The 26,997-nt window shown below is 71.5% G+C and carries 25 protein-coding genes, 1 tRNA gene and 1 pseudogene; 15 read left to right on the plus strand and 12 right to left on the minus strand.

The features are described 5' to 3' along the window. Positions 1 to 40: 40 nt before the first annotated feature. Positions 41 to 385 (plus strand): annotated as a pseudogene (locus JGR68_RS08645) (DUF1428 domain-containing protein); the annotation flags it as partial. A 12-nt stretch (positions 386 to 397) separates the two neighbouring features. Beyond that, positions 398 to 766 (plus strand): DUF1428 domain-containing protein, encoded by a 369-nt coding sequence (locus JGR68_RS08650; protein ID WP_199362242.1) that lies wholly within the window; start codon positions 398 to 400, stop codon positions 764 to 766. 1 nt (position 767) lies between these two features. On the opposite strand, the gene JGR68_RS08655 is transcribed toward JGR68_RS08650, so the two are convergent. The 5 genes from JGR68_RS08655 to JGR68_RS08675 all read right to left on the minus strand — a co-directional run bounded on the left by JGR68_RS08655 (position 768) and on the right by JGR68_RS08675 (position 5,181). Further along, positions 768 to 1,907, minus strand: a complete 1,140-nt coding sequence (locus JGR68_RS08655) for an AI-2E family transporter (protein ID WP_199361843.1) — start codon at positions 1,905 to 1,907, stop codon at positions 768 to 770. A gap of 91 nt (positions 1,908 to 1,998) precedes the next feature. Beyond that, positions 1,999 to 2,529: a cytochrome b gene (locus JGR68_RS08660; RefSeq protein ID WP_199361842.1), complete on the minus strand. Its 531-nt coding sequence runs from the start codon at positions 2,527 to 2,529 to the stop codon at positions 1,999 to 2,001. Between the two features lie 75 nt (positions 2,530 to 2,604). After that, positions 2,605 to 3,552, minus strand: a complete 948-nt coding sequence (locus JGR68_RS08665; RefSeq protein ID WP_199361841.1) for an aldo/keto reductase — start codon at positions 3,550 to 3,552, stop codon at positions 2,605 to 2,607. A gap of 12 nt (positions 3,553 to 3,564) precedes the next feature. Further along, positions 3,565 to 4,359 carry an SDR family oxidoreductase gene (locus JGR68_RS08670; RefSeq protein WP_199361840.1) on the minus strand — a complete coding sequence of 265 codons (795 nt, stop codon included), beginning with the start codon at positions 4,357 to 4,359 and terminating at the stop codon, positions 3,565 to 3,567. A 30-nt stretch (positions 4,360 to 4,389) separates the two neighbouring features. Further along, the gene (locus tag JGR68_RS08675; protein WP_234446472.1) at positions 4,390 to 5,181 is read right to left on the minus strand and encodes a class III extradiol ring-cleavage dioxygenase; all 792 of its coding nucleotides are present in this window, start codon (positions 5,179 to 5,181) and stop codon (positions 4,390 to 4,392) included. A gap of 169 nt (positions 5,182 to 5,350) precedes the next feature. Between JGR68_RS08675 and JGR68_RS08680 the strand changes: the two genes are divergently transcribed. After that, a complete protein-coding gene (locus tag JGR68_RS08680; protein WP_199392315.1) occupies positions 5,351 to 6,250 on the plus strand; it encodes a LysR family transcriptional regulator in 900 nt (299 codons plus the stop codon). 3 nt (positions 6,251 to 6,253) lie between these two features. Here the strand turns inward: JGR68_RS08680 and JGR68_RS08685 are convergent, their stop codons facing one another. Further along, the gene (locus tag JGR68_RS08685; RefSeq protein WP_199361838.1) at positions 6,254 to 6,784 is read right to left on the minus strand and encodes a hypothetical protein; all 531 of its coding nucleotides are present in this window, start codon (positions 6,782 to 6,784) and stop codon (positions 6,254 to 6,256) included. A gap of 123 nt (positions 6,785 to 6,907) precedes the next feature. Further along, positions 6,908 to 7,144, minus strand: a complete 237-nt coding sequence (locus JGR68_RS08690; RefSeq protein ID WP_199361837.1) for a hypothetical protein — start codon at positions 7,142 to 7,144, stop codon at positions 6,908 to 6,910. Positions 7,145 to 7,283: 139 nt separating this feature from the next. On the opposite strand from JGR68_RS08690, the gene yghX reads away from it, so the two are divergent. Further along, positions 7,284 to 8,171, plus strand: a complete 888-nt coding sequence (gene yghX, locus JGR68_RS08695) for a YghX family hydrolase (RefSeq protein WP_199361836.1) — start codon at positions 7,284 to 7,286, stop codon at positions 8,169 to 8,171. 31 nt (positions 8,172 to 8,202) lie between these two features. On the opposite strand, the gene JGR68_RS08700 is transcribed toward yghX, so the two are convergent. Together JGR68_RS08700 and JGR68_RS08705 are read right to left on the minus strand one after the other, a co-directional pair. Continuing rightward, positions 8,203 to 8,790 (minus strand): hypothetical protein, encoded by a 588-nt coding sequence (locus JGR68_RS08700; protein WP_199361835.1) that lies wholly within the window; start codon positions 8,788 to 8,790, stop codon positions 8,203 to 8,205. Further along, the gene (locus JGR68_RS08705) at positions 8,783 to 10,066 is read right to left on the minus strand and encodes an acyltransferase family protein (RefSeq protein ID WP_199361834.1); all 1,284 of its coding nucleotides are present in this window, start codon (positions 10,064 to 10,066) and stop codon (positions 8,783 to 8,785) included. Before JGR68_RS08705 ends, JGR68_RS08700 begins: the two co-directional genes overlap by 8 nt. A 194-nt stretch (positions 10,067 to 10,260) precedes the next feature. On the opposite strand from JGR68_RS08705, the gene fdnG reads away from it, so the two are divergent. The 8 genes from fdnG (at position 10,261) to selD (ending at position 20,617) form a co-directional block, all read left to right on the plus strand. Beyond that, entirely contained in the window at positions 10,261 to 13,329 is a 3,069-nt protein-coding gene (fdnG, locus tag JGR68_RS08710) for a formate dehydrogenase-N subunit alpha (protein WP_199361833.1), read from the plus strand. Between the two features lie 10 nt (positions 13,330 to 13,339). After that, positions 13,340 to 14,308: a formate dehydrogenase subunit beta gene (fdxH, locus tag JGR68_RS08715; protein ID WP_199361832.1), complete on the plus strand. Its 969-nt coding sequence runs from the start codon at positions 13,340 to 13,342 to the stop codon at positions 14,306 to 14,308. After that, on the plus strand, positions 14,301 to 14,954 hold the full coding sequence (locus JGR68_RS08720) for a formate dehydrogenase subunit gamma (RefSeq protein ID WP_199361831.1): 654 nt from the start codon (positions 14,301 to 14,303) through the stop codon (positions 14,952 to 14,954). Before fdxH ends, JGR68_RS08720 begins: the two co-directional genes overlap by 8 nt. Positions 14,955 to 15,072: 118 nt before the next feature. Further along, entirely contained in the window at positions 15,073 to 16,002 is a 930-nt protein-coding gene (gene fdhE / locus JGR68_RS08725) for a formate dehydrogenase accessory protein FdhE (protein ID WP_199361830.1), read from the plus strand. 2 nt (positions 16,003 to 16,004) lie between these two features. After that, the gene (selA, locus tag JGR68_RS08730; protein ID WP_234446473.1) at positions 16,005 to 17,432 is read left to right on the plus strand and encodes an L-seryl-tRNA(Sec) selenium transferase; all 1,428 of its coding nucleotides are present in this window, start codon (positions 16,005 to 16,007) and stop codon (positions 17,430 to 17,432) included. Beyond that, positions 17,429 to 19,369: a selenocysteine-specific translation elongation factor gene (gene selB / locus JGR68_RS08735; protein ID WP_199361829.1), complete on the plus strand. Its 1,941-nt coding sequence runs from the start codon at positions 17,429 to 17,431 to the stop codon at positions 19,367 to 19,369. Before selA ends, selB begins: the two co-directional genes overlap by 4 nt. A 41-nt stretch (positions 19,370 to 19,410) precedes the next feature. Next, positions 19,411 to 19,506, plus strand: a tRNA-Sec gene (locus JGR68_RS08740). Between the two features lie 37 nt (positions 19,507 to 19,543). Beyond that, positions 19,544 to 20,617, plus strand: a complete 1,074-nt coding sequence (selD, locus tag JGR68_RS08745) for a selenide, water dikinase SelD (RefSeq protein ID WP_199361828.1) — start codon at positions 19,544 to 19,546, stop codon at positions 20,615 to 20,617. Positions 20,618 to 20,663: 46 nt separating this feature from the next. Here the strand turns inward: selD and JGR68_RS08750 are convergent, their stop codons facing one another. Then, positions 20,664 to 21,098, minus strand: a complete 435-nt coding sequence (locus JGR68_RS08750) for a hypothetical protein (RefSeq protein ID WP_199392323.1) — start codon at positions 21,096 to 21,098, stop codon at positions 20,664 to 20,666. Positions 21,099 to 21,216: 118 nt separating this feature from the next. On the opposite strand from JGR68_RS08750, the gene JGR68_RS08755 reads away from it, so the two are divergent. Next, entirely contained in the window at positions 21,217 to 21,555 is a 339-nt protein-coding gene (locus JGR68_RS08755) for a YkgJ family cysteine cluster protein (protein WP_199361826.1), read from the plus strand. A gap of 76 nt (positions 21,556 to 21,631) precedes the next feature. Further along, complete coding sequence (locus JGR68_RS08760; RefSeq protein WP_199361825.1) at positions 21,632 to 21,784, plus strand: hypothetical protein; 153 nt, start codon at positions 21,632 to 21,634, stop codon at positions 21,782 to 21,784. Positions 21,785 to 21,791: 7 nt separating this feature from the next. Here the strand turns inward: JGR68_RS08760 and JGR68_RS08765 are convergent, their stop codons facing one another. Further along, on the minus strand, positions 21,792 to 22,676 hold the full coding sequence (locus JGR68_RS08765) for an acyltransferase (RefSeq protein WP_343225121.1): 885 nt from the start codon (positions 22,674 to 22,676) through the stop codon (positions 21,792 to 21,794). A gap of 174 nt (positions 22,677 to 22,850) precedes the next feature. On the opposite strand from JGR68_RS08765, the gene JGR68_RS08770 reads away from it, so the two are divergent. Next, a complete protein-coding gene (locus JGR68_RS08770) occupies positions 22,851 to 24,443 on the plus strand; it encodes a M28 family metallopeptidase (RefSeq protein ID WP_199361824.1) in 1,593 nt (530 codons plus the stop codon). Positions 24,444 to 24,493: 50 nt separating this feature from the next. Here JGR68_RS08770 and JGR68_RS08775 read toward each other — a convergent pair whose 3' ends face one another. Further along, a complete protein-coding gene (locus JGR68_RS08775) occupies positions 24,494 to 26,995 on the minus strand; it encodes a diguanylate cyclase (RefSeq protein ID WP_199361823.1) in 2,502 nt (833 codons plus the stop codon). Between the last annotated feature and the right edge of the window lie 2 nt (positions 26,996 to 26,997).

Consider the following 26,997-nt stretch of genomic DNA (forward strand, 5'->3'; position numbering starts at 1 on the left):
GGCATCCCGCCGGCCGCCGATCGCCTGCTGGAGGTTCCGCATGTCCTACTACACCGGTCTGGTCGCCGCCGTTCCCACGGCCCGCAAGCAGGAGTACATCGACCACGCCGCGGCGGCGTGGCCGGTGTTCGCGGCGCACGGCGCCACCCGCATGGTCGAGACCTGGGGCGTCAACGTCCCGCACGGCCACACCACCGACTTCCACCGCTCGGTCGAGGCCGGCGACGACGAGACGGTGGTGTTCTCCTGGATCGCCTGGCCCGACCGGGACACCTGCGATGCCGCGTGGCAGAAGATGGAGACCGACGAGGCCATGGCCGCACTGCCCGCCATGCCCTTCGACGGCAGCCGCATGATCTACGGCGGCTTCTCGCCGGTTCTTGAAGCGGGCGAGCCGATGGGCTCGGCCTACTACCAGGGCTTCGTCCTGGCGGTGCCCGACGCGAACAAGGAGGCCTATACCGCCATGACGCACACGGGCTGGGAGATCTTCGGCCAGCGCGGCGCGCTCGGCGTGGTCGAGGCCTGGGGCGAGGACGTCCCACGCGGCAAGCGCACCGATTTCTTTCGCGCGACCAAGGCCGTCGACGGCGAGGTCCCGGCGTTCAGCTGGATCGCCTGGCCCGACCGCGCCACCTGCGACCAGGCCGAACAGGCCATGCAGGACGACCCGGCGATGCAGGACATGCCGGAGATGCCCTTCGACGGCCGGCGCATGATGTGGGCCGGCTTCGAGCCGATCTTCGACTCCGCCACGGCGTCCTGACTCAGGCGGTGCCTTCGGGCGCCGTGTGCACCACGACAGCGGCGCCGGCGGCGGGAACCTCCGGGCCTGCGCTGGCGTCGCTGGCCGCTTCGACGGCGTCCGCCGGCGCCGTGAACAGGTCCCAGGCCGAAATGAACAACGCGGCGATCAGCGGGCCGATCACGAAGCCGTTGAGCCCGAACAGCGCCATGCCGCCCAGCGTGGACACCAGCACCACGTAGTCCGGCATGCGCGTGTCCTTGCCGACCAGGATGGGGCGCAGGATGTTGTCGACCAGCCCGATCACGAACACGCCGTAGCCGATCAGCACCAGGCCCTGCACGACCGAGCCGGTCGCGAGGAAATAGATCGCCACCGGGCCCCAGACCAGGAAAGTGCCCAGCGCCGGCAGCAGCGACAGGAAGGCCATCACCACCGACCACAGCACCACGCCCTGCACGCCGAGGATCCAGAAGATCAGGCCACCGAGCGCGCCCTGCACCAGGGCCACGACGATGTTGCCCTTGACCGTGGCGCGGATGACGGTGGTGAACTTGCCGATCAGGGCGCGCTTGTGCGCCTCGTTGAGCGGGATCGCGCGGTGGATGCGCGCGGCCAGCATCGCGCCGTCGCGGAACAGGAAGAACAGCAGGTAGAGCATCATCGCGAAGGCGATGAAGAACTGCACCGTGCCCTGGCCCAGGTTGAGCGCCTGGGTCGCGACGAACTGGCTGAGGCTGGCGGCACCGTCGGCCAGCTTGTCCTGCAGCTCGGCGACGGTACCCAGGCCCAGGCGATCCAGCAGGTTGCTCGCCCAGTCGGGCAGCACGCGCATGACCTGCTGGAAGTAGTGCGCGAACCCGATGTCGCCTTCGCGCGCGCGCTGGAAGATCGACGTCGCCTCCTGCACCAGCGACACCGCGATCAGGCTGACCGGCAGGATCGCGATCACCAGGCAGACGCCCAGGGCCGCCAGCGCCGCCAGGTTGCGCCGCCCCGGCATCCGCTGCAGCAGCCAGCGGTGCAGCGGCGCGAACAGCAGCGCCAGGATCACCGCCCAGAACACCGCGCCGTAGAACGGCAGCAGGATCCAGCCGAACGCCAGCGTCACCGCCAGCAACAGGAAGAGGAAGACCTTGCGCTGCAGTTCGATGGTGTGCATTGCGATGGCATTGGCGGCGGAAGCCGGAGTTTGACAGGCTTCCGCCGCCGCGACAGCTTCCCGGCCCGGGCGTCCCGTCAGGGCATGCGGGTCAGAGCATGCGCCGCAGCACGCCATCCTTCCTGATGAAATGGTGCACCAGGGCCATGCCGGCGTGCCCGAGCACCATGGCGACCAGCAGCCACGCCAGGGGCGAGTGCAGCGCGCCGCCGACGTTCGCCAGCCACGGAATTTCCGCGCCCTTGGCCACCAGCTCCATGCCGAACACGGTCAGCCCGTAGCCATTGCCGAGCATGATCGCGAGGCCGGTCAGGGGCATCAGCAGCAGCGCCACGTACAGCGCCACGTGTCCGGCCTTCGCCAGCAGGCCCAGCGCGCGCGGCGGCGGCGCGGGCGGGCGGTTCCCCTGGTTGCGCAGCGCCCAGACGATGCGTGGAACCACCAGCAGCAGCACCAGCACGCCGATGGAGATGTGCCAGGGCACCAGCGTCTGGCCGACCCAGTGTTCGCCGTCGTCGATGCGGTCGAAGAGCTTCAGCGCCTGCCAGATGACCAGCAGGGCCACCGTCCAGTGGAAGAAACGGGAGACGGTTCCATAGCGTTCCCTGGTGTCACGGCTCATCGAAGGCTCCCTGGCGGTCGGCGGACGTCGTGGCTGGAGGATGCATCGGCAGCCGACGATCGTCGACCCCGCGGCTCATGAGGCAGGACGGCTCGCGGCGTCGAGTGCCTCGTGCGCGGACGCCGGCAGCACCAGGTCGGCCGCGGCCATGATGTCCTCGAGCTGGTCCAGGCGGGTGGCGCTGGCGATCGGCGTCACGCGCGGCTGCGCCATGAGCCAGGCGAGCGCGACCTGCGCCGGGGTTGCCGAGACGGCGTCGGCGACACCGCGCAGCGCGTCCAGCAGGGCCAGCCCGCGCGCGTCGAAGTAGCCGCCGAGGAATCCCGCGCGGGCACTGCCCGCCAGGTCCTCCACGCGGCGGTACTTGCCGGTCAGGAAGCCGCTCGCCAGCGAGAAATAGCTCACCACGCCCAGCGCGTGCGCGTCGGCCACCGCGGCCAGCGCCGACTCGTAGCCCGCGCGGTCGTACAGGTTGTAGCCCGGCTGCAGCACCTCGTAGCGCGCCAGCCCCTGGTCTTCCGACACCGCGAGCGCCTCGCGCAGCCGCGGCGCGTCGTAGTTCGACGCGCCCACCGTGCGCACCTTGCCCGCGTCCACCAGCCTGGAAAACGCGGCGAGGGTTTCCTGCAGCGGCACGCTGGCGTCATCCGCGTGCGCGAAGTAGACGTCGAGATGGTCGGTGCGTAGGCGACGCAGCGAATCCTCCACCGCGGCCTCGATATTGGCCGCCGACAGGCCGGTGCGCGGCGCCCACTTCCCGACCTTGGTCATCAGCACGACCCGGTCGCGGCGGCCGCGCGCCGCCAGCCAGCGCCCGATCACGGTCTCGGACTCGCCGCCTGACAGGCCGGGGGCCCAGGCGGAGTAGACGTCGGCGGTGTCGATGGCGTTGAAGCCGCGCTCGACGAAACGATCGAGCAGCGCGAACGACGTCGCCTCGTCGGCGGTCCAGCCGAAGACGTTGCCACCCAGCACCAGCGGTGCGACGTCGGGGCCGCTGCGGCCCAGTTTGCGGGTCTTCATGCGATCGACTCCTCAGGCGATGGTTTCCACGGTGCCGCCATCGACGCGCAACGCGGAGCCGGTGGTGGCGCTGGCCTGCGATGATGCGGCGTAGACGCTGAGGTTGGCGACCTCTTCGGGGGTGGCGAAGCGCCCGAGCAGGTTCGAGGGCCGGTTCTCGGCCAGGAACAGGGCCTCCATCTCCGACGGCGACACGCCGCGCTCGGCGGCAAGCCCGGCCATCATGTCCACCGCACCGTCGGTGCGGGTGGGGCCCGGCAGGATGGTGTTGACCGTGACGCCGGTACCAGCCAGCGCCTTGGCCAGGCCGCGCGAGAGGCCCTGCAGGGCCGCCTTGCTGACGCCGTAGTGCACCATCCCGGTCGGGATGTTGAGCGCCGATTCGCTGGACACGAACTGGATCCGGCCCCATCCGCGCTCGCGCATGCCCGACGCGTAATGCCTGGCCAGGCGCACGCCGCTCATCACGTTGACCTGCCAGTACTCGTCCCACAGCGCGTCGTCGATGTCGAAGAACCCGCGTGCGCCATAGATGCCGAGGTTGTTGACCAGGATGTCCGCGTCCGGACGCGCGGCGACGAGGGCGCCACAGCCGTCCGCGGTGCCGAGGTCGGCGACCACGCCGGTGGCGTCGGTGCCGCCGGCGGCCTCGCGCAGCGTCGCCAGCGCGGCATCCACGCGCGCCTGGCTGCGGCCCACGACGGTGACCGTGGCGCCGGCCTGCGCCAGTCCGGTGGCGATGGCCAGGCCGATGCCACCGGTGGAGCCGGTGACGATCGCGCGCTTGCCGGAAAGATCGATCTTCATGGGGAATCTCCTGTTGGGGTCCGGCGTGGTTCAGCCGAAACGGAATGCGGACAAGGTGGTCTTCATGACCTCCTCGGAATAGACCTTGCGGCCCGGCGAACCCGCGCCTGCGCCGGCGGCGACGAGCAGCGGAAGCAGGTGCTCCTCGCCGCCCGGCGGATGGCAGGCGCGGGCGTCGGGCGCAGCGGCCCAGTCGCGCAGCAACGACTCGCGCAGCGGCGCGTCACTCTCCACCGCCGCGGTCAGCCACGCATCGAAGCGCGCCGACACCGGGGTATAGCGCGGATCACCGTAGCCGCGCATGTTGTGGAAGCTCATGCCGCTGCCGACGATCAGCACGCCTTCATCGCGCAGTCCGGCGAGGGCACGGCCGGCGGCAATGTGCGCGGCGACATCCAGGTCGCCGCGCAGCGAGAGCTGCACCACCGGCACGTCGGCCTTCGGGAACATCAGCTTCAGCGGGATGAAGACGCCATGGTCGAAGCCGCGCGAGGGATCAACGCCCGCAGGCTGCCCGGCCTCCCCCAGCAACCCGGCGATCCGCGCCGCAAGCGACGGTTCGCCGGGCGCCGGGTAGGACAGCTCGTAGGTGTGCGCCGGGAAACCGCTGTAGTCGTAGATGAGGCCGGGGCGCGCCTGGCCGGTGGCGGCGAAGGCCGGCTCCAGCCAGTGCCCGGACACCAGCGCGATCGCGCGCGGTGGCTCCGGCAGGGTGGCGGCAACGCCCTTGAGGAAGCCGGCCATCCGGTCCCAGGTGTCGGCCGGATTCCAGTCCATGAAGAAGCAGGGCCCGGCGCCGTGCGGGACGAAGAAGACGGGCATCCGGGCGGGGCCCGGGGCGGTGGAATCCGTGGCGGAGGCTGTGGAGTTTGCGGTGGTCATATTCATGGCGACCAGTGTCGGCCTTACCGATTCTGATTGGAATCGGCCAATCCTGGCCAACAGTTCGCACTCTTAGTGTTAGATTGGCGGCATGGACCGGATCACCAGCATGCGCGTCTTCGTCCGCGCGGCCACCGATGGCAGCCTGTCGGCCGCGGCCCGGCACCTCGGCATGTCGCCGGCCATGGCCACCAAGCATGTGAATGCCCTGGAGGCCCGCCTCGGCGTGAAGCTGCTCCATCGCAGCACCCGGCGGCTCGCGCTGACCGAGGCCGGCAGCGACTATCTCGAGGCCTGCCTGCGGATCCTGCCCGACATCGACGAGGCGGAAGCCGCCACCGCCTCCCAGCGGGTCAAGGCCAGCGGCCTGCTGCGCATGAACGTGCCGCTGTCATTCGGCCAGGCCTTCGTGGCGCCGCTCATCCCGGAGTTCTGCCACCGCTTTCCGGAGGTCACGGTGGAGCTGGGGCTGAGCGACGCCGAGCTCGACCTCCTCGCGGGCGGCTGGGACCTGGGGGTGCGGATCGGGCGCCTGGCCGACAGCCCCCTGCAGGCGCGCCGGCTGGGTGACAGCCCGATGCGCGTCTGCGCCTCGCCGCACTACCTCGATACCCGCGGCGTGCCCCGCCGGGTGGCGGAACTGGTGCAGCACAACTGCCTGGGCTACACCCTGTCGGCCACGCAGGGCCGCGGAACCTGGGCCTTCGGCATCGATGGCGACATCCGCGTGCCTGCCAGCGGCAACCTGCTGGCGAACAACGGCGACGCGCTGCTGGCCGCGGCGGTGCGCGGCCAGGGGATCATCTACCAGCCCGGTTTCATCGTCGACGCGGCGCTCGCGCGCGGCGAACTGGTGGCGCTGGAGCTGGATCGGCCGACCGTGGCGCTCGGCGGCATCCACGTGCTCTACCCGCCCGACCGCCGCCCACCGGCCAAGGTGCGGGTGATGATCGACTACCTGGCCGATGCCTTCGCGGATGGACGTCCCGGGATTCCCACGCCGCGCTGAGCCTCAGAGCGTTGCCGTGACCTCGCCGCCGCGGCCCGCCAGGAGATCCTTCGCGCGCTGCTGCTCGTCGCGCGACAGCGCATGCACGACGACCGTCGTGCGGCGCGCTTCCATCGCCTCGTGCGTGGCGTGCACATAGCGGTCGTGGTCGGGACGGATCGACACCAGGCCGCCGAGGAGCAGTCCGCCAATGGTGGCGAAGAAGATCGTGGCCAGGCCCGCGGCCACCGGCGAGCGGGTCACGAACGGCAGCCCGGCCCACATCATGATGCCGAACGCGATCGCGCCCAGGATTGCGCCAAGGATGCCCAGCTTCACGTGCGCCACCAGGATGGTGCGCCAGATGCCCTTGCCCTCCGGCTCGAGCTTGATGTTGGCATCGGGCTCGTCGGGCGAGATCACTTTGACCTGCTGGGGCTGCAGGCCGGCCTCGGACAGCAGCGCGGAAGCTGCGTCACGCGCCGCCGCGGCGCTGTCGAACACCGCGGCGAGCTTGCTGTTGGAGACCTCTCCGGTCAGCGGGTTGTCGGACATGACCCGGCTCCTGATGGACTGCGGCGATGATGGCAACCGCACCGTCCCGCCGGCGTGAGCGGCTGCGCCGCCAGCGTGAGCCACTCCCGCGCCGTGGTCAGCCCCGCTGAAGCAGGCGCGTCCTCAGCTGCAGCCGCCGCAGCAGGTGCTGCCACCGCTGACATGCAGTTCCTGCACGACCGGGGTGACGCCAAAGCCGGCCCGGCGCAGCGCCTCGGTCACCTCCGCGGTGCCCGCGCGGGTGACGATGTCGAGCCGGCCGCTGTCGGCGTCGAGCGCGACCTGGGCCGCGGGGTCCAGCGGGCGCAGCGCCGCGGCGAGGGTGGCGGCGTCCGGCCGGCCGTTGATGTCGAACTGCATGGGGATCTCCGGGTCATGGCGCCGGCATGCCCGGCGTCGCCATGGTCGGCGGCGCGTCCCGCCCGCGTCCTTGATGCGGATCAAGCGTCCGCCAGTCCTGCGCTATCGTGGGCATGACCACCGCACCCAGGAGTCCCGCATGCCCCGCCTGACCGCGAAGGATTTCTCCCCCGAGCTGCTCGAGCTCTACGACGGCTACGTGCACGGGCGGATCACCCGCCGCCAGTTCCTCGACCGCGCCAGCCTGCTGGCGGTCGGCGGCATGACGGCCGTCGGCATCCTGGCCGCGCTGAGCCCGAACTACGCGCTCGCCCAGCAGGTGCAATTCACCGACCCGGAGATCCGCGCGGAGTACATCAGCTATCCCTCGCCGCGCGGCCACGGCGAGGTGCGCGGCTACCTGGTCCTGCCGGTCGCCGCCCAGGGCCCGGTGCCCGGCGTCGTGGTGGTGCACGAGAACCGCGGCCTCAATCCCTATATCGAGGACGTCGCGCGGCGCGTGGCCAAGGCGGGCTTCGCGGCGCTGGCGCCCGACGGCCTGAGCTCGGTCGGCGGCTATCCCGGCAACGACGAGCGCGGCCGCGAGCTGCAGCGCGGCGTCGATCCGGAAAAGCTCATGAACGACTTCTTCGCCGCCATCGAGTTCCTGCTCGCCGATCCGCGCACGACCCACCGCGTCGGCATCACCGGCTTCTGCTACGGGGGCGGGGTGTCGCACGCGGCGGCGGTGGCCTACCCCGAGCTGGCCGCGGCCGTGCCCTTCTACGGCCGCCAGGCCAGGCCGGAGGACGTGCCGCGCATCAAGGCGCCGCTGCTGATCCACTTCGCCGAGACCGACGACAACGTCAACGCGACCTGGCCGGCCTACGAGGCGGCGCTGAAGGCCGCCGGCACGGACTACGAGGCACACGTCTATCCCGGCACCCAGCACGGCTTCCACAACGACTCGACCCCGCGCTACGACGAGGCCCCGGCGAAGTTGGCGTGGGAACGCAGCATCGCCTGGTTCCGCCGCCACCTTGCGTGACGTGGGGTGGCGCGGAGCGCGAGTGCGGTCCCTAGGCGCGGGTGGTGACCTGGAAGGCGACGCCCGCCGCCAGTCCTAGCCCCGCGCCAGAAAGCAGCTCGGCGGCCACATGACGGCCGAGCACCCACCGCGACCATGCCACCGCCAGCATCGCGGCGAGTAGCAGGCCCGATGCCAGGGCGTGGGGCCAGGCGATGCCGGCAGCGAATGCGGCAAACGCGACATGCAGCGAACTCTTCAGCCGCCCGTGCAGGAGGCGGCCCCCGAGCACGATCGCGCCCGGCAGGGCGACCGCGACCACCACGTCGCGATGCGCGCCGGCGGCCGCGAGCGCGAGCGCGAGCCCGAAGAACAGCCATGACGCGAAGCGGTTGAACTCGGCGCGTTCGTGCCGCTGCGAAGCATCGATGTGCGCCCAGCGCCCCGAGCGTGCCTTGGCAACGCTGTACAGCATCACCGCGCCTGCTGCGAGCGCGACGCTGGCCAGCACCTGGCGTTGCAGCCCGGAGGGAGCGCCGGCCCCTGTCGCCACGGCCGACGCCACCGCCATCAAGGGCACGGGATGGCACAGGATCGAAATCCCGCGGGCCAGTCGCTGGCGATGGACGGACTCAGCCATTGCCGCGCCTCCGGAGCTGCCGGGACGCGAGCGCCACGCACGCCAGCCCGACGACGGCGCCCGGCCAGACGCCCCAGACCAGCGCCGACGCGAGGCCGAGGTACAGCACGAGTCCGCCGGCCAGCGTTGGCCGCAGGGCCTCCACCGCGGGCACCTCGCGCGTGCGTCGCAGTTCGAAGCGGACCACGAGCGCGACCAGCGGTGCCACGACCAGCAGGCACAGCGCGATCCAACCCAGCCGGCCGAGCCAGAACCCCGGCTCGCCGGGACTGCCGGCGTCGATCGGCAGGCCCAGGCGCTCGCCCAGCCAGGCGGCCGGGAGTTCGGCCAGCTTGTGCCACAGGTACAGCGGCATGCCGAGCGCGCCCAGCACCGCGATCACGCGCCCCAGCGCGCGCCCGGCCAGCAGCCGGCGCGCCAGCGGTTCGAAGGCGAGCACCGCGCCGGCCTGCAGCCACATGACGCCGACCAGGGCCAGCGTCGGCGGCAGCATGTTGTTGCCCGCCAGCGCCACGCCCACCATCGCCACCGGATAGCCGCTGGCCATCGCCAGGGCGAGCCACGCCGTGCCCAGCAGCAGCAGGCCCACGCCTGCGCGCACGCCGCCGAAGCGCCCGCGCTTCCACGCGATGCCCAGCTGCTGCGGCACCAGCCAGACCAGCAGCATGTTGATCCAGGCGATGCCGGCCGCGCTGTCGGCAACGCCGCGGCCCAGCCAGCGCAGCGCCTGCGGCGTCCAGGCCTGCGCGCGCACCACGTCGAGCACCGCCGCCACGGCCACCAGGCCAAGCACGGCGCGCAGGCCGAAGCGCGCATCCAGGCGCAGGCACCAGGGCAGCAGCGCCTGCACCGTCAGCAGCATCAGCAGGAACCAGAGGTGGATGGTCAGCGACTGGTTGAAGACGGCCAGCAGGCGTCCGCCGGTGAACAGCGACAGCGCGGCCAGCAGCACCAGCGCCGCCAGGTAGGTGACGGTCGGCCGCGCCAGCCCGAGCGCGCGCGCCGCCCACCACTGGGCCTGCCGTCCGTCCCGCAGCCGCCGCTCCACGCTGCCCGCGCTCACCGCCGCCGACACGAAGACGAACAGCGGCACCACCTGCACCAGCCAGGTCAACACGCCGGCCGCGTCCCAGATGCCGAGCAGGTGGTCGGTCTCGACCAGCCGGCCGTCGACCAGCCGCGGCAGCGTCGCGACCCAGTGCCCCAGCACCACCACCAGCAGCGCGCAGGCGCGCAGTGCATCGGGATAGGGATCGCGATCGGGTGACTGGGCCATGGCGTCGCGCGCAGAGGATTCGCCGCATCTTAATGGGCGGCGCCGGACGCGGCCCACCGCATTGTCGCGATCCTGCACGCGTTTACCCGGCCTGCGGCGCGGACTATGCTGGGCCGTGCCTGCCTGCATCACGAGGGCACACCACGGCGGCCGGAAACACGGCCGACCCGCCACCACCACGCGAGGATCGCTTCATGGTCAGCATGAATCGACGGCAGTTCCTCAAGGTCTCGGGCACCGGCCTGGCAGGCTCCAGCCTGGCGCTGCTCGGCGCCAGTCCTGCGCCGGCCATGGCCGAAGTCCGCCAGTTCAAGCTGGCGCGCATGACCGAGACCCGGAACACCTGTCCCTACTGTTCGGTTGCCTGCGGCCTGCTCCTCTACGGGCTGGGTGACGGCGCCAAGAATTCCGCGGCCGCCATCGTCCATATCGAGGGCGATCCGGACCATCCGGTGAACCGCGGCACGCTGTGTCCGAAGGGCGCCGGGCTGATCGACTTCATCCACAGCCCCAACCGGCTGAAGCAGCCCGAATACCGGGCGCCCGGCTCGGACACGTGGCAGCCGATCAGCTGGAACGACGCGCTTGACCGCATCGCGCGCCTGATGAAGGACGATCGCGACGCGAACTTCGTCGCGCAGACGCCCGAAGGCCGCACGGTCAACCGCTGGCTCACCACCGGCATGCTGGCGGCCTCGGCCACCAGCAACGAGACCGCCTACATCACCCACAAGGTCGCGCGCAGCCTCGGCCTTCTCGCATTCGACAACCAGGCCCGCGTTTGACACGGCCCGACGGTGGCAGGTCTTGCCCCGACGTTTGGCCGTGGAGCGATGACGAACCATTGGGTCGACATCAAGAACGCGGACGTGATCCTGATCATGGGCGGCAATGCAGCCGAGGCCCATCCCTGCGGGTTCAAGTGGGTCACTGAAGCCAAGGCGCACAACGCCGCCAAGCTGATCGTGGTCGATCCGCGCTTCAACCGCTCGGCATCGGTCGCGGACTACTACGCCCCGATCCGCACCGGCACGGACATCGTGTTCCTGGGCGCGGCCATCAGCAACCTGCTCGAGACTGACCGGATCCACCACGAGTACGTCCGCAACTACACGGACATGTCCTTCGTCGTGCGCGAGGACTTCGCCTTCGACGGCGGCATCTACTCGGGCTATGACGCCGACCGCCGGCGCTACGACAAGGCGACCTGGGACTACGAGCGCGGCGACGACGGCTACGTCGTCACCGATCCCACGCTGCAGCACCCGCGCTGCGTCTACCAGCTGCTGAGGAAGCACTACGCGCGCTACACGCCGGAGATGGTCGAGCGGGTCTGCGGGACCACGCAGGAGCAGTTCCACACGGTCCTGGACATGCTTGCGTCGACCGCCCGCCCCGACCGCGTGGCGACGATCCTCTACGCGCTGGGCTGGACCCAGCACTCGATCGGCTCGCAGATCATCCGCACCGGCGCGATGCTGCAGCTGCTGCTGGGCAACATCGGCGCGGCCGGCGGCGGCATGAACGCGCTGCGCGGCCATTCCAACATCCAGGGACTCACCGACCTCGGGCTGATGTCGAACCTGCTGCCGGGCTACATGACCCTGCCCAACGAGCACGAGCAGGACTACGGCACCTATATCGCCTCGCGCACGCTGAAACCCCTGCGCGAGAACCAGCTCAGCTACTGGCAGCACTACGCCAAGTTCCACGTCAGCCTGATGAAGACCTGGTGGGGCGACGCGGCGACGGCGGAGAACGACTGGGCCTTCGACTACCTGCCCAAGCTCGACAAGCCCTACGACATGCTCCAGACCTACGAGCTGATGGACCAGGGCAAGGTCAACGGCTACATCTGCCAGGGCTTCAACCCGCTGGCGGCGGCGCCGAACAAGGCCAAGATGGTCTCGGCGCTGTCGAAGCTGAAGTTCATGGTGATCATGGACCCGCTGGTGACCGACACCTCGGAGTTCTGGAAGAACCACGGCAAGCACCACGACGTCGATTCCTCGGCGATCCAGACCGAGGTCTTCCGCCTGCCGACCACCTGCTTCGCGGAAGAGGAAGGCGCGCTGGTGAATTCCGGCCGGTGGCTGCAGTGGCACTGGAAGGGCGCCGAGCCGCCAGGCACCGCCAAGCCCGACATCGAGATCATGGCCGGGCTGCACCTGCGCATCCGCGAGCTGTACAACACCGAGGGCGGCGCGTTCCCGGATCCGATCGTCAACCTGGCCTGGAACTACGCCCAGCCCGCGCACCCCAGCGCCACCGAGCTGGCGATGGAGTACAACGGCCGCGCGCTCCAGGACCTGGCCGACCCGCGCGACCCGACCCGCATCACCCGCCGCAAGGGCGAGCAGGTGTCCGGCTTCGGCGAGCTGCGCGACGACGGCAGCACCGCCAGCGGCTGCTGGATCTATGCCGGCTGCTGGACCCAGGACGGCAACATGATGGCGCGGCGCGACAACAGCGATCCGACCGGCATCGGCCAGACCCTCAAGTGGGCCTGGGCCTGGCCGGCCAACCGCCGCATCCTGTACAACCGCGCCTCCGCCGACCCCACGGGCAGGCCCTTCGATCCGACCCGCGCCCTCGTGGCCTGGAACGGAACCGCCTGGGTCGGCTCCGACGTGCCGGACTTCAAGGCCGACGAGGATCCCGCCGGCGGCATGGGGCCCTTCATCATGAATCCCGAGGGCGTGGCGCGCTTCTTCGCCCGCGACGGGATGGCCGAGGGCCCGTTCCCCGAGCACTACGAGCCGTTCGAGACCCCGCTCGGCTACAACCCGCTGAACCCGGACACCCCCGGCGCCACCAGCAACCCGGCTGCACGCGTGTTCGAGAGCGACCTCGCGACCATGGGCACGGTAAAGGACTTCCCCTTCGTCGGCACCACCTACCGCCTGACCGAGCACTTCCACTACTGGACCAAGCACGTCCCGCTCAACGCGATCCTGCAGCCCGAGCAGTTCGTCGAGATCGGCGAAGGGCTGGCGCACCAGATCGGCGTGGCCAACGGCGAGCGCGTGCGCGTCTCGTCCATGCGCGGCCACATCGAGGCGGTGGCCGTGGTCACCAAGCGCATCCGCGCGCTCAAGGTCGACGGCAAGACCGTGCACCATGTCGGCATCCCGATCCACTGGGGCTTCACCGGGGTCGCCAAGCCCGGCTACCTGGCCAACACCCTCACGCCCTCGGTGGGCGACGGCAACTCGCAGACACCCGAGTTCAAGTCGTTCCTCGTGAACGTGGAAAAGGCATAGGAGCGCGGCGATGGCACTGCAATCACTCGACATCAAGCGGCGCTCCGCGACCACCTGGGAGCCGCCCGGCGCGCGCGAGCCGCACGCCGGCGGCTCGGTCGCCAAGCTGATCGACACCTCCAAGTGCATCGGCTGCAAGGCCTGCCAGGCGGCGTGCATGGAGTGGAACGACCTGCGCGACGAGGTCGGCGAGAACATCGGCGCCTACGACAACCCCGCCGACCTCACGCCGCAGTCGTGGACGGTGATGCGCTTCGCCGAGCACGAGCGCGACGACGGCGGCCTCGAGTGGCTGATCCGCAAGGACGGCTGCATGCACTGCGAGGACCCGGGCTGCCTCAAGGCCTGCCCGGCGCCGGGTGCGATCATCCAGTACGCCAACGGCATCGTGGATTTCCACGAGGAGAACTGCATCGGCTGCGGCTACTGCATCACCGGCTGTCCGTTCGACGTCCCGCGCATCTCGAAGAAGGACAACAAGGCCTACAAGTGCACGCTGTGCTCGGACCGCGTGGCCGTGGGCCAGTCCCCGGCCTGCGCCAAGGTCTGCCCGACCGGCGCGATCGTGTTCGGCACCAAGGAGGCGATGACCGACCACGCCGCGGGGCGCATCGTCGACCTGAAGTCGCGCGGCTTCGACAACGCCGGCCTGTACGACCCGCAGGGCGTCGGCGGCACCCACGTGATGTACGTGCTGCACCACGCCGACAGGCCGGGGCTGTACAGCGGCCTGCCGGAGAATCCGACGATCAGCCCGATGGTGGCGCTGTGGAAGGGCGTGGCCAAGCCGATCGGCCTGGCGGCGATGGCGCTCACCGCCTTCGTCGGCTTCTTCCACTTCATCCGCACCGGGCGCCAGACGGTGAGCGAAGTGGACGAGCAGGAGGCTGCGACCTCGCTGGGCGACGGTCCGCCTGCGGGCGATTACCCGCCAGGCAGCCTGCAGCGCGCACGCGAGGAGGCACACCGCCATGACTGAGCGCATCCAGGGCGGGCATCCGCGCGAAGTCGTGCGCTACACCGCCAACGAGCGCACCAACCACTGGCTGGTGGCGATCGGCTTCGTGCTGGCCGGCCTGTCGGGGCTGGCGCTGTACCACCCGGCCATGGCGTGGCTCTACGCCCTGTTCGGCGGTGGGCCGTGGACGCGCGTGCTGCACCCGTTCTTCGGCGTCTTCATGTTCCTGGTGTTCATCGTCTTCGCCTGGCACATGCGCGGCTCGAACCGGGTCGACGCGCGCGACCGCCAGTGGCTGCGGCAGATCGACGACGTGGTCGCCGGGCGCGAGGAGCGCCTGCCGGAGGTGGGGCGCTACAACGCCGGGCAGAAGCTGCTGTTCTGGGGCCTGGTGCTGTGCATGCTCGGGCTGCTGCTGACCGGCATCGCGATGTGGCAGCCGTGGTTCGCGCCGGCCTTCCCGATCGTCCTGGTCCGCATCGCCTCGGTGCTGCACGCGATCCTGGCCACGGTGATCATCTGCATGATCATCTTCCACGCCTATTCGGCGTTCTGGGTCAAGGGTTCGATGGGCGCCATGGTCCGCGGCCGGGTCAGCCGCGGCTGGGCCTGGAAACACCACCGCGCATGGCTGCGCGACATCGACCGCGACTCCCAGCGGGACTGAGCGCGGGCCGGCCGCGGCCTTTGCCCCGGCCGGCACCGATGCCCTAACCTGCCCCGACGTGGGCAGACCGGCGCGCCCCCGGCGCGCCGTCCTTTTTTCACGCTCCGAAGGAGGCACCGTGCCGCGCATCCTGCCGCGAGGCGAGATCGAAAACCTCGACCACACCCGCATCCCGCGCCTGCGCATCCCCGAACGCGCCGGCGTGTTCTCCGATCGCGCCACGCGCCTGCGCCAGCTGGCAGCGTCGAGCACGGTCGGCGACTACCTGCTGCTGATGGCGCGCCTGGCGGATGCGCAGCAGCGCGCGCTGAAGGTGTTCATCGCCCCGGAGGTCGATGCCGGCGCGCTGGCCGAGGCCCGCAGGCACGACATGCCGCCGCTGCCGGCCACCAGCCTGGCGCGCGACCCGGCGTGGCGGGCCGTGCTCGCCGGACTGCTGGACGAAGTCGCGTCCGACCCCGGGACGCCGGCGCAGGCGGTCGAGGCCTGCACCGCGCTCGCGCGCGCGCTCGACGCGATGCCCGAGCGCGTCGAGCAGATCGCCGATGGCCTCCTGGCCGGGCGCGTCGAGGGTGCCGACGTGGCGCCCGCGCCCTTCGTCATGGCCGCCCTGCAGGTCTACTGGACCGCGATGGCCTCGGGGCTGCAGGAGGCGCAGCTGCCGGTCGGTGCCTTCGGCCTCTGCCCCACCTGCGGCACGCCGCCGGTGGCGAGCGTGGTGCGCATCGGCGGCGCGCATGACGGCTACCGCTACCTGTGCTGCCCGCTGTGCAGCTGCGAATGGCACCTGGAGCGGGTGAAGTGCTCGCACTGCGCCGGCACCCGGGACATCGCCTACCACTACATCGAAGGCGGCCGCGAAGGCGTCAAGGCCGAGACCTGCGATGGCTGCCGCAGCTACCGCAAGATCTTCTACCAGGACACCGATCCCTTCATGGAGCCGGTGGCCGATGACCTCGGCAGCCTGGCGCTCGACATGCTGATGGGCGACGAAGCCTATGCGCGCCGCAGCGGCAATCCGCTGCTGTGGCAGGACAGCGGGGACTGACCGTGACCGTGCCCGACGACGACGCAGCGGCGGGCGCGAGCGACATTCCCTCGCTCGACCGCCTGCTGAAGGATCCGGCGATCGCGGCCCTGGCCACCGCGCACGGACTGGCTGGCGTGACCTCGGCGCTGCGCGCACGACTGCAGGCGCTGCGCGACGAGGCGCGGGCGGGGACGCTCCGGCACGCCGCGCTGGCGCCCGCCACGCTCGCCGAAGATCTCGGCGCAACGCTGGAGCGCGCCGCGCGCCCGCGCCTGCGCGCGGTCTACAACCTCACCGGCACCGTGCTGCACACCAACCTCGGCCGCGCCGTGCTGCCGGACGTCGCCGTGCAGTCGGTGGTCCAGGCCCTGTCCTCGCCGATGGCGCTGGAGTACGACCTCGAGCGCGGCGCGCGCGGCGACCGCGACGACCTGGTCGAAGCCCTGCTGTGCGAACTCACCGGCGCCGAAGCCGCGACCGTGGTCAACAACAACGCCGCCGCAGTGCTGCTGATGCTCAATTCGCTGGCCAACCGCCGCGAAGTGGTGGTGTCGCGCGGCGAGCTGGTCGAGATCGGCGGCGCCTTCCGCGTGCCGGACATCATGTCGCGCGCCGGGGCGAAGCTGGTCGAGGTCGGGACCACCAACCGGACCCATCCCGGCGACTACGCCGGCGCCATCGGTCCGCGCACCGCCATGCTGATGAAGGTGCACTGCAGCAACTACGCGATCACCGGCTTCACCAGCAGCGTGGACACGCCGGCCCTGGCGGAGATCGCGCACGCACGTGGCCTGCCGGTTGGCGTGGACCTGGGCAGCGGCTCGCTGGTGGATCCGGCGCGCTGGGGCCTGCCGCACGGGCCGACCGTGCGCGAGACCCTCGAAGCCGGCGCCGACCTGGTGACCTTCAGCGGCGACAAGCTGCTCGGCGGCCCGCAGGCCGGCCTGATCGTGGGCAGCGCCGACCTGGTCGGGAAGATCCGCCGGAATCCGCTCAAGCGCGCGCTGCGCGTGGGCAAGCTCACCCTGGCCGCGCTGGAGCCGGTGCTGGCCCTGTACCGCGCGCCCGAACACCTGCCCGAACGCCTGACCACCCTGCGCCTGCTGCTGCGTCGCCCCGCCGCCATGCACGCCCAGGCGCTGCGCCTGGTCGCGCCGTTGCAGGCCGCGCTGGGACCGGCGTGGATGGTCGGCGACGCGGCCATGGCGAGCCAGATCGGCAGCGGGGCGATGCCGGTCGAAGCGCTGCCCAGCCACGGCCTGGTGCTGCGCCCCGCGGCGGCTCGCGGACGCGGGCGCGCCCTCGCCGGCCTGGGCCAGTCGCTGCGCGGCCTGCCGCGCCCGGTGATCGGGCGCATCGCCGACGATGCGCTCTGGCTCGACCTGCGCTGCCTGGAGGAGTCCGACGAAGCCGCCTTCGCCGCGCAACTGGCGGCGCTGCGCGCGTGATCGTCGGCACCGCCGGGCATATCGACCACGGCAAGACCCGACTGGTGCGGGCCCTGACCGGGGTCGAGACCGACCGGCTGAAGGAGGAGCAGGCGCGCGGCATCTCGATCGAGCTCGGCTACGCCTATGCGCCCCTGCCGGACGGCGGGGTGCTCGGCTATGTCGACGTGCCCGGCCACGAGAAGCTGGTGCACACCATGGCCGCCGGCGCCTGCGGCATCGACTTCGGCCTGCTGGTGGTGGCCGCCGACGACGGCGTGATGCCGCAGACCCGCGAACACCTGGCCATCCTCGGGCTGCTGGGCGTGGCGCGCGGCGCAGTCGCGATCAGCAAGGCGGACCGGGTCGATGCCGGGCGGGTCGACCAGGTGCGCGCCGATGTCGCCGCGCTGCTGCAGGACGGACCGCTGGCCGGTGCGCCGATGTTCGCCACCGACGCCGCGGCGGATGGCGACCCGGGCGTCGCGGCGCTGCGCCGGCACCTGGAACACGAGGCGCGCACGGCACCCGGGCGTGATGCCGGGGGACTGTTCCGCCTGGCCGTGGACCGCGTCTTCACCCTGCCCGGCCACGGCACGATGGTCACCGGGACGGTGTTCGGCGGCCGCACCCAGGCGGGTGACGAGGGCGCACGGCTGGTGCTCGCGCCGGCGGGCACGCCGGTGCGGGTGCGGTCCATCCATGCCCAGAGCCAGCCGAGCCCCGAGGCGCGCGCCGGCCAGCGCTGCGCGCTGAACCTTGCCGGCACCGGGCGCGACGCGATCGAACGCGGCGACTGGATCGCCGACGCGCGCGCGTTCCGGCCCACGCGCAACCTCGATGTCGAACTGCAGCTGCTGGATGCCGCCGCTGCCACGCTGGGCAACTGGGCGCCGGTCCACCTGCACCTGGGCACCGCACGCCGGCTGGCGCACGCGGTGCCGCTGGCGGACGCGGGCGTGGCCCCCGGGACGACGGGCCTCGTTCAGCTGGTGGTCGACGAGGCGCTGTGCGCTGCGCCCGGCGACCGCTTCATCCTCCGCGACGCCCAGGCCAGCCGCACCATCGGCGGCGGGCGCGTGCTCGATCCGGAGGCGCCGACGCGACGCCGGCGCTCGCCGCAGCGCCTGGCCTGGCTGGACGGGATCGCCGCGATGCTCGACGGCGGCGGCCTCGCGGCGCTGCTCCGCGATGCCGCGCACGGCATCGACGAGGCGGCCCTGGTGCGCCTGGCCAGCCGCCCGCCCGGACAGCTCGAGCTGCCCCCGGACGCGCGCTGGCTCAGGCCGCGCGGCGGCGCGCCGATCGCGATCGCCGATGGCCCGCGCCACGCGCTGCAGGCCCGCATCGAACAGGCGCTGGCCGACTTCCACCGCGACGCGCCCGACGAACCGGGGCCCGAAGCCACCCGCCTGCGGCGCATCGCCCTGCCCACGGCGTCCGCCGCACTCTGGGAGGCCGTCCTCGATGAGCTGGCGGCGGCCGGACGCATCCAGCGCAAGGGACCCTGGCTGCATCTGCCGGGGCATACGGTGGCGATGGATGCCGACGACGCCGCGCTGGCCCGGCGCCTGCTCGCAGCGCTGGATGCGGGCGGCTTTGACCCGCCGTGGGTGCGCGACCTCGCGCGCATCGAGGACGCGCCCGAAGAGCGCGTGCGCCGCCTGCTGCGCATGCTGGCCCTGCAGGGCGAGGCGCACCAGGTGGTGCGCGACCTGTTCTACCACCGCGAGCGGATGCAGGCGCTCGCCGCGCTTGCGGTCGGCCTGGCCTGCGACGACGGCGCGGTGGCGGCCGCCGGCTTCCGCGATGCCACCGGCCTGGGGCGCAAGCGCGCGATCCAGCTGCTGGAGCATTTCGACCGCACCGGCCTGACCCGTCGCGTCCGCGACAGCCACGTCGTGCGCGCGGACAGCGCCTGGCTGCGGGCGCTGGGCACCGCCGCGGATCCCCTGTGATAGCGTGACCCGGGCTCCGCGGGTCACGCGGACACCACGATGGAAGGCAAGCGCGCCCGGTGGCGTGGCCGGGCTTCAAACCCGGTTGGGGGCGTCAGCCGCTCCCAGGCAGGTTCGACTCCTGTTGCCTTCCGCCATCCCGCGCCGCGCGCGCGCGAACGACCCGAGTGCAGCATGTCCGCAGATACCCCTGCGCCCGCCGGCGCGACCAAAGCTCCGCGTCTCACCTCGCTGTCCCACGGCGGCGGCTGCGGCTGCAAGATCGCGCCCGGCGTGCTCGCCGACCTGCTGAAGCGCTCGGCGCCGGCACGTGCCTGGCCGCAGCTGATGGTCGGCAACGACACCGCCGACGACGCCGCGGTCTACCGCCTCAACGACCAGCAGGCGCTGATCGCCACCACCGACTTCTTCATGCCGATCGTCGACGATCCCTACGACTTCGGCCGCATCGCCGCCACCAACGCGCTGTCCGACGTCTACGCCATGGGCGGCACGCCGGTGATGGCGCTTGCGCTGGTGGGGATGCCGGTCAACGTGCTGCCGCACGCGGTGATCGCCGGGATCCTGCGCGGCGGCGAGGATGCCTGCGCCGCCGCGGGCATCCCGGTCGCCGGCGGCCACAGCATCGATTCGGTGGAGCCGATCTACGGCCTGGCCGCGATGGGCCTGGCCCATCCCGACCGCATCCGCCGCAACGTCGACGCGCGGCCCGGCGACCTGCTGGTGCTGGGCAAGCCGCTGGGCGTGGGGATCCAGTCCGCGGCGCTGAAGCGCGGCCGGCTCGACGCTGCCGGCTATCGCGCCATGATCGACGCCACCACCCGTCTCAACACCCCGGGCATCGCGCTGGCCGCGCTGGACGGCGTGCACGCGATGACCGATGTCACCGGCTTCGGCCTGCTCGGCCATGCGCTCGAACTGGCGCGCGGCGCGGGCCTCACCCTGCGCCTGCGCTACGACGACCTGCCCTGGCTGCCGGGCGTGCAGGCACTGGCCGCCGACGGCGTGGTCACCGGCGCGTCCGCCCGCAACTGGGCGGCCTGCGGCGAGCACGTGCAGCTCGGCGCGGACCTCGACACGGTCGCGCGCGACCTGCTCACCGATCCGCAGACTTCGGGCGGACTGCTCGTGTCATGCGCCCCGCAGGCGCTCGGCGAGGTGCTGGACATCTTCCACCGCGAGGGCTTCGCCGGGGCCTCGGTCATCGGCGAGACGCGGGCCGGGCCGGTGCGGGTCGAGGTCGGCTAGCGGGGAGCGGGCACCCGGGAGCAGCACGGGACCCGGGCACGCGCGGTCAGGCGATGGCGCGTCGGGACCCGCCGATGCGTCTGGCCAGCACGATCGCCAGCCACGCGGGCGGCAGGTAGGCCAGCAGCAGGTCGGCGGCGATAAACCACGCCGGGGCCGGGATCATGGCCGCGGCCACGATCCCGCCGGCCAGGAACAGCACGCCGATGGTCCAGGCGAACGCCGCCCTGTGGCTGCCGGCGACCAGGAAGGCGACGCAGGCGCCGGCCAGCGTCCCCAGCGCGTGCGCCAGGAACGGGACGAGGAAATGCCGGGGCTCGAACAGGTGGATGCCCGCCTTGAGCCCTTCGGCCGTGGTGGTGTCCACGCCCACCGGCGGCGGTGCCAGGGCCGGCCCGACCGCGATGATCGCCATGTTGACCACGCTGCCAACCACCAGCCCCGCGAGCACCGCCGCGACGTTGCGCATCCAGACCTTCATGGCCATTCCCCGGTTGCCTCCCCGCGGAAGGCCTGGACCGATTCTATCGGCAGCCCGCTCCATGGCGGCGGTTCACCCGCGCCGCGGTAGGGTGTACGGCCTATCACGCGCCGTGACGATGTCCCACATTCCCGCCCTCGAAGCTCCGCCCGCGCCCGCGGCCACCATCAGCTGCGCGAGCTGCGACGCCGTCTGCTGCCGCATGACCGTGGTGCTGCAGGCCGGCGATGACATCGCCGAGCACCTCACCGACTACACCGACGCCGGGCTGCACGTCATGGCGCGCGACGAGTTCGGCTGGTGCGTGGCGGTGGATCCGGCCGGCCGCGGCTGCTCGATCTACGACGCGCGCCCCGAGGTCTGCCGCCGGTTCCTCATGGCCGGGCCCTACTGCCGCGCCATCCGCGAGGACTACGCCGACCGGAACGCCCGCAACATACCGTTGCAGATGTTCTGACCCCGGCGCGGCCGGCGGCTGCTGCATCGGAGCCGCGTTTTCGTACACTGGGCGTCCTGTTCCCCTCCGGTGACCCATGGCAAAGCCCAACTACTCATTCGAAAAACGCCAGCGCGAGCTGGCCAAGAAGAAGAAGCAGGACGAGAAGGACGCCAGGAAGCGCGCCGAGCGCGAGGCCAAGGCGGCGACCGAGCCGCGGCCCGACACGCCGGAACACGCGCCGGACTGAGCGCCGGTCAGCGGCCCGACAGCTGCTCGAGCGTGGCGTCCTTGTCCTGCCAGAGCCCGTTGAGCCACTGCTGGAAGCGCGCGCGCGTCGCGCGGTCCTCCTGGTAGCGCCCGCCCATCTCCGCGGCATCGGGAATCGGGCGCTGGCGCACGACCACGTGCACCTCCGGGATGCGCCCGCCCATCAGGTCGACCATCGTCGGCCGGCCCGCGGGATAGACGATGGTGACGTCCAGCAGCGCATGCAGCGCATCGCCCATGGCGTCGATCACGAAGGCCACGCCGCCCGCCTTGGGCTTGAGCAGGTGGCGGTAGGGTGATGCCTGGCGCGCGTGCTTGCCGGGCGTGAAGCGCGTGCCTTCGACGAAGTTCATCACCGCCACCGGCATCTCGCGGAATTTCCCGCAGGCCCGGCGCGTGGCCTCCATGTCGCGCTGCCCCAGGCCCGGATCGCGGGCGATCTGCGCGCGGCTGTAGCGGCCCATGAAGGGGAAATCCAGCGCCCACCAGGCCAGGCCCAGCACCGGCACCCAGAACAGCTGCTGCTTGAGGAAGAAGCGCATCAGCGGGATGCGGCGGTTGAACACCTTCTGCAGCACCACGATGTCGACCCAGCTCTGGTGGTTGGCCAGCACCAGGTAGTGGCCGTCGTACATCAGCCCTTCGTCGCCCGACACGTGGAAGCGGGTGCCGGTCAGGGTGTCGATCATCCAGGTGTTGGCGGCGATCCAGCTTTCGGCGATGGCCGACAGCGCGCGGCCCAGCGCCCTGCGCACGCCCGCGAACGGCAGCAGCGCCTTGAACAGCGCCAGCAGCAGCAGCGGCGCGGCGTGCAGCACGGTGTGGATGGCGATCAGCGACAGGACCAGCGCGGCGCGCAGCAACGACATCATGGGCACGACGCAGGATCCGGAAACGATGTGGAAGCGTAGCAAACGCCGCGCGGCGTTGGCAGGCGGCCGCGTGCCGCAGGTGCCCGTGCGTGACTAAAGGCGGGTGATCGCGAGGTCCCGCACCGCTACAGTCCGGGGCTTGGCGCGCCACGTTCCGGCGCGGAAGGAATCAGGATGTTGAAGCGTTGCGCGGTGGCGGTGCTCCTCGGTGCCAGTGGCCTGGCGATGGCCAACGAGCCCGTCGACCTGGACATGGTCAGCCGGATCCGCCAGGAGGCTTTCCACAACTCGCAGGTCATGGCGACCTTCAGCCACCTCACCGAAACCATCGGCCCGCGCCTGACCAACTCGCCGCAGATGGCCGAAGCGAACGCCTGGACCCGCGGCAAGTTCAGCGAATGGGGCCTGGCCAACGTCCACGACGACGCGTTCGACGACTTCGGCCGCGGCTGGGAGTTCAGCGCCGCCAGCGTCGAGATGCTGGGCGAGCGCGTCCAGCCGCTGCATGCCCTGCCCAAGGCCTGGACGCCGGGCACCAACGGACCGGTCGAGGGCGAACTGGTGCGGGTGGACATCAAGAAGCTGTCCGACATCGACGCCCTGCGCGGCACGCTGGGCGGGAAGATCCTGCTGCTGGGCGAGGCGCGCGAGTACAAGCGCGGCACCGAGCCGGACTCGCACCGCCACGACGCCACTTCGCTGGAAGGCCTGCAGGAGTTCACCGTGCCCAGGTCGGCCGCCGCGGACCGCGCGAAGCGGGTCAAGGAATATGGCGAGCGCCAGGCGCTCACCCGCGCCGTCAACAGCTTCTTCGCCGAGGAAGGCGCGCTGGCCGCGATCAGCATCAGCAGCTGGGACAACGGCATCATCCGCGTGGCGGGCGGCGGGTCGCGCAAGGCCGGCGAGCCGATCGGAATCCCGGAGCTGGCGATGATCGCCGAGCACTTCAATCCGCTGGTTCGCGCGCTCGAGGCCAGCCAGCCGGTGCGCCTGCGCGTCAACGTGGACGCGCGCTTCACCGACGAGGCCAACCAGCCCGGCCACAACACCATCGCCGAGATCCCCGGCCGCGGGCGCAAGGCCAACGAGATCGTGATGATCGGCGCGCACCTGGATTCCTGGCACACCGGCACCGGCGCGGCGGACAACGCCGCCGGCGTGGCGGTGATGATGGAGGCCATGCGCATCCTCAAGGCCGTGGGCGCCCGTCCCGAGCGCACGATCCGCGTCGCGCTGTGGAGCGGCGAGGAACAGGGCCTGGTCGGTTCGCAGGACTACGTCGCCCGCCACTTCGCGGCCTACCCGGAGCCGGCCGACCCGGCGCAGAAGGCGCTGCCGGCGTCGCTGCGCGAGCCGACCGGCCCGCTGCAGAAGACGCGCGACTACGAGCGCTTCTCGGTCTACTTCAACATGGACAACGGCTCGGGCCGCTTCCGCGGCATCTACGCCCAGGAGAACCTGGCGGCGATGCCGGTCTTCAAGGCCTGGCTGGAGCCGTTCCATGACGTCGGCGCGACCACGGTCGCGACCCGCAACACCGGCAGCACCGACCACATCGCCTTCGACCGCGTCGGCCTGCCCGGCTTCCAGTTCATCCAGGACCGGCTGGACTACTTCACCAACGTCCACCACACCCACCTGGACACCTGGGACCACATCGAGCCCGAGGACCTGAAGCAGGCCGCGGCGATCGTCGCCTCGTTTGCGTACCACGCGGCGATGCGCGAAGAGCGCATGCCGCGCAAGCCGCTGCTCGATCCGAAGTAGGCCCGCAGCACTCGCCGACCGCTCGCCGACAGCCGTCGGCTGCGGCGCGGTCAGCCCGTCGCCTGCACCCTGCGCGGCACGCGCAGTGGCGGGATGACCAGGGTGGTGTATTCCTCGTAGTGCGCCGTCGGCAGGCCCGACAGCGGCAGGCGCTCGATGCGCGGCGCGTCGATCGGCAGCTGCGCCGCCTCGTACAGCACCACCTCGTGGTCGGCCGGATACCAGCGCAGCAGCTTGGCCACCAGGGCCTCGAGGCCTTCCGGCTCCGCATGCAGGCGGGTGCAGGACAGGTCGCCCGCCAGCGTCACCTGCCACAGCAGCACCAGCGCGGCGGTATCGGGCTCGCGCTCGTGGATGAGGAAATGCGTGGCTTCCAGCGACTGCACGCCGCGCAGCCCCGGATCGACGCCGAGATCGGCGTAGAGACAGGCCTCGGCCGAGATCCCGGGCTCCATCCGCGCCGGCAGGCCGAGTTCGCGGGTCTTGCGGACCACCGCATGCGGCACGTCGGCGAAGACGCCGGGATGGCCATAGAACACCGCGCAGACCTGCCGGCCGGCCTCGACCTCGGCCATGATCGCGGCGTCGATCTCGCGATAGGTCTCGCGCCGGTCCTTGCCCGGTGCGTAATGCATCCCGAGGTTCACCGCGTCCGGCCGGAAGCCCAGGATCATGCCCAGGGCGAAGGGATCGACCAGGCAGAACACCACCTCGGCCTCGCGGATCTCGGACAGCGTGCGCTCGCTCGCGTGGCGGCCGAACTGGATGCCGCTGCCCACCACCACCAGCGAGCCGCGCGGGCCCTCGTCCTGCAGCGCGCCTTCGCCCTGCGCGCGGACCACGCGGTCGCGGCCGCCGTGCTTGGCCCGGTAGAGCGCCTGGTCGGCGTTGTGGATGAGCTGCTCGAGGGTGCTGGTGCTGCCGTCGTACTGGCAGACGCCGGCGCTGAGGTTGAAGCTGAAGGTCTGTCCGAACACGGTGACCGGCCCGATCCGTTCGCGCAGCCGCTGCATCAGCGCGTCGGCGTCGGCGGCACTGCCCTCGAGCAGGATGGTGAACTCGTCGCCGCCGCTGCGTCCGGCGATGCCGTCGTTGCCGACCACCTCGCTGATCCAGCCGCCGAGGCAGCGCAGCGCCTCGTCGCCCGCGGCATGTCCATGGCGGTCGTTGACCTGCTTGAACAGGTCGATGTCGGCGATGATCGCGGTGAATGGACGGTTGCCCTGGCGCGCGCGCTTGAAGGCTTCGCTCCCGCGCATGCGCACCTGCTGGTAGTTGAACAGGCCGGTCAGTCCGTCGCGTTCGGACTGCCGGCGGTAGCGGCCCCGCTCGCGCGAGCTGTGGCGCAGCAGCAGCAGGAGCAGCAGCGCGGTCGCCATCAGGCCGAAGATGCCCAGGCCCAGCAGCCACTGCCGGCGCTGCGTGGCGGTGACCTGCAGCGCGGCCAGCTCCTTCTCGGCCTCGAGCAGCGCGATCTGCTGCTCCTTCAGCCGCGTGTCGAACTCGACCTGCAGGTAGGCCAGCCGGCGTTCGCGCGATTCACGCTCGGCGACCTCCTGGGCCGCCATCGCGCGCTGCAGGTGGGTGAGCGCACCGGCGTTGTCGCCGCGCTGCTCGGCCAGCCTGGCCAGCAGGCGCTCGGTCTCGGCCACCGCGAGTTCGGTCTTCTGCCCGCGGTAGTACTCCAGCGTGTCCAGCAGCAGGCTCTCCGCACGGCGCAGGTCGCGGTCGAGCGCGATGAGGTTGCCGGCCATCTCCAGCCGCGCGCTCCAGCTGCCGGCGGTGAACCCGGCGGCCTCGAACTCGGCAAGCGCCTGGCGCGACCACTCCAGCGCCTCTTCCGGCCGGCCCTGGGCGGCGACCATCTTGCCCACGCCGTACTTGGCGTTGGCGACGAAAACCAGGTCGCCGGCCGCCTGGCAGGCCTCGAGCTGCTGGCGCCTCCAGGCCTCGGCCTCGCTGAAGTTGCCCGCGTGGTCCTCGGCCATGGCCAGGTCGGCAATGGCCAGGCAGCGCGCACGCGCGTCCCCACCGGACTCGACCGCGTCCAGTCCCTGGCGCGCCAGGTCGCGCGCCTTGCCGATCTCGCCCACGAGGGTGTGCAGGTAGCTGGCCACGCCGAGCAGCGCGGGCGCGCTCTCCGGGGCGTCCGGCAGGTACTCCAGGCCCTCGCTCAGCCAGCCGAACGCCCGCGGCCAGTCCTCGACGTTGGCGGCGATGCTGATCGCGGTGGTATAGGCGCGCACGCGCTGCGCCGGGGAGATCTCCTGCTGCTGCAGCAGCCGGGCGAATCCCTCGAGCGCCGCGGGTTCCCTGCCGGCGAGCCCGAGGTTGCGCAGGCGCACGAACTCGACCCGCGCGCGCTGTTCCGGCGAGAGTTCGTCCAGACGCGTCGCCAGGTCGTCGACCTTGCGCTCGGATTCGCGCCAGTGCGCGGAAATCGACAGCTGCTCGATTTCCGCGACCTGCGCTTCCAGGGCATCGTTGGCGAACGCGCGCGGTCCCGCCAGCACCAGCAGCAGGATGGCGACAATGCGGACCAGCCGGCTCATGG

Origin of the sequence: Luteimonas sp. MC1750, assembly GCF_016615955.1 — a bacterium.
In the GTDB taxonomy this organism is placed as follows: domain Bacteria; phylum Pseudomonadota; class Gammaproteobacteria; order Xanthomonadales; family Xanthomonadaceae; genus Luteimonas.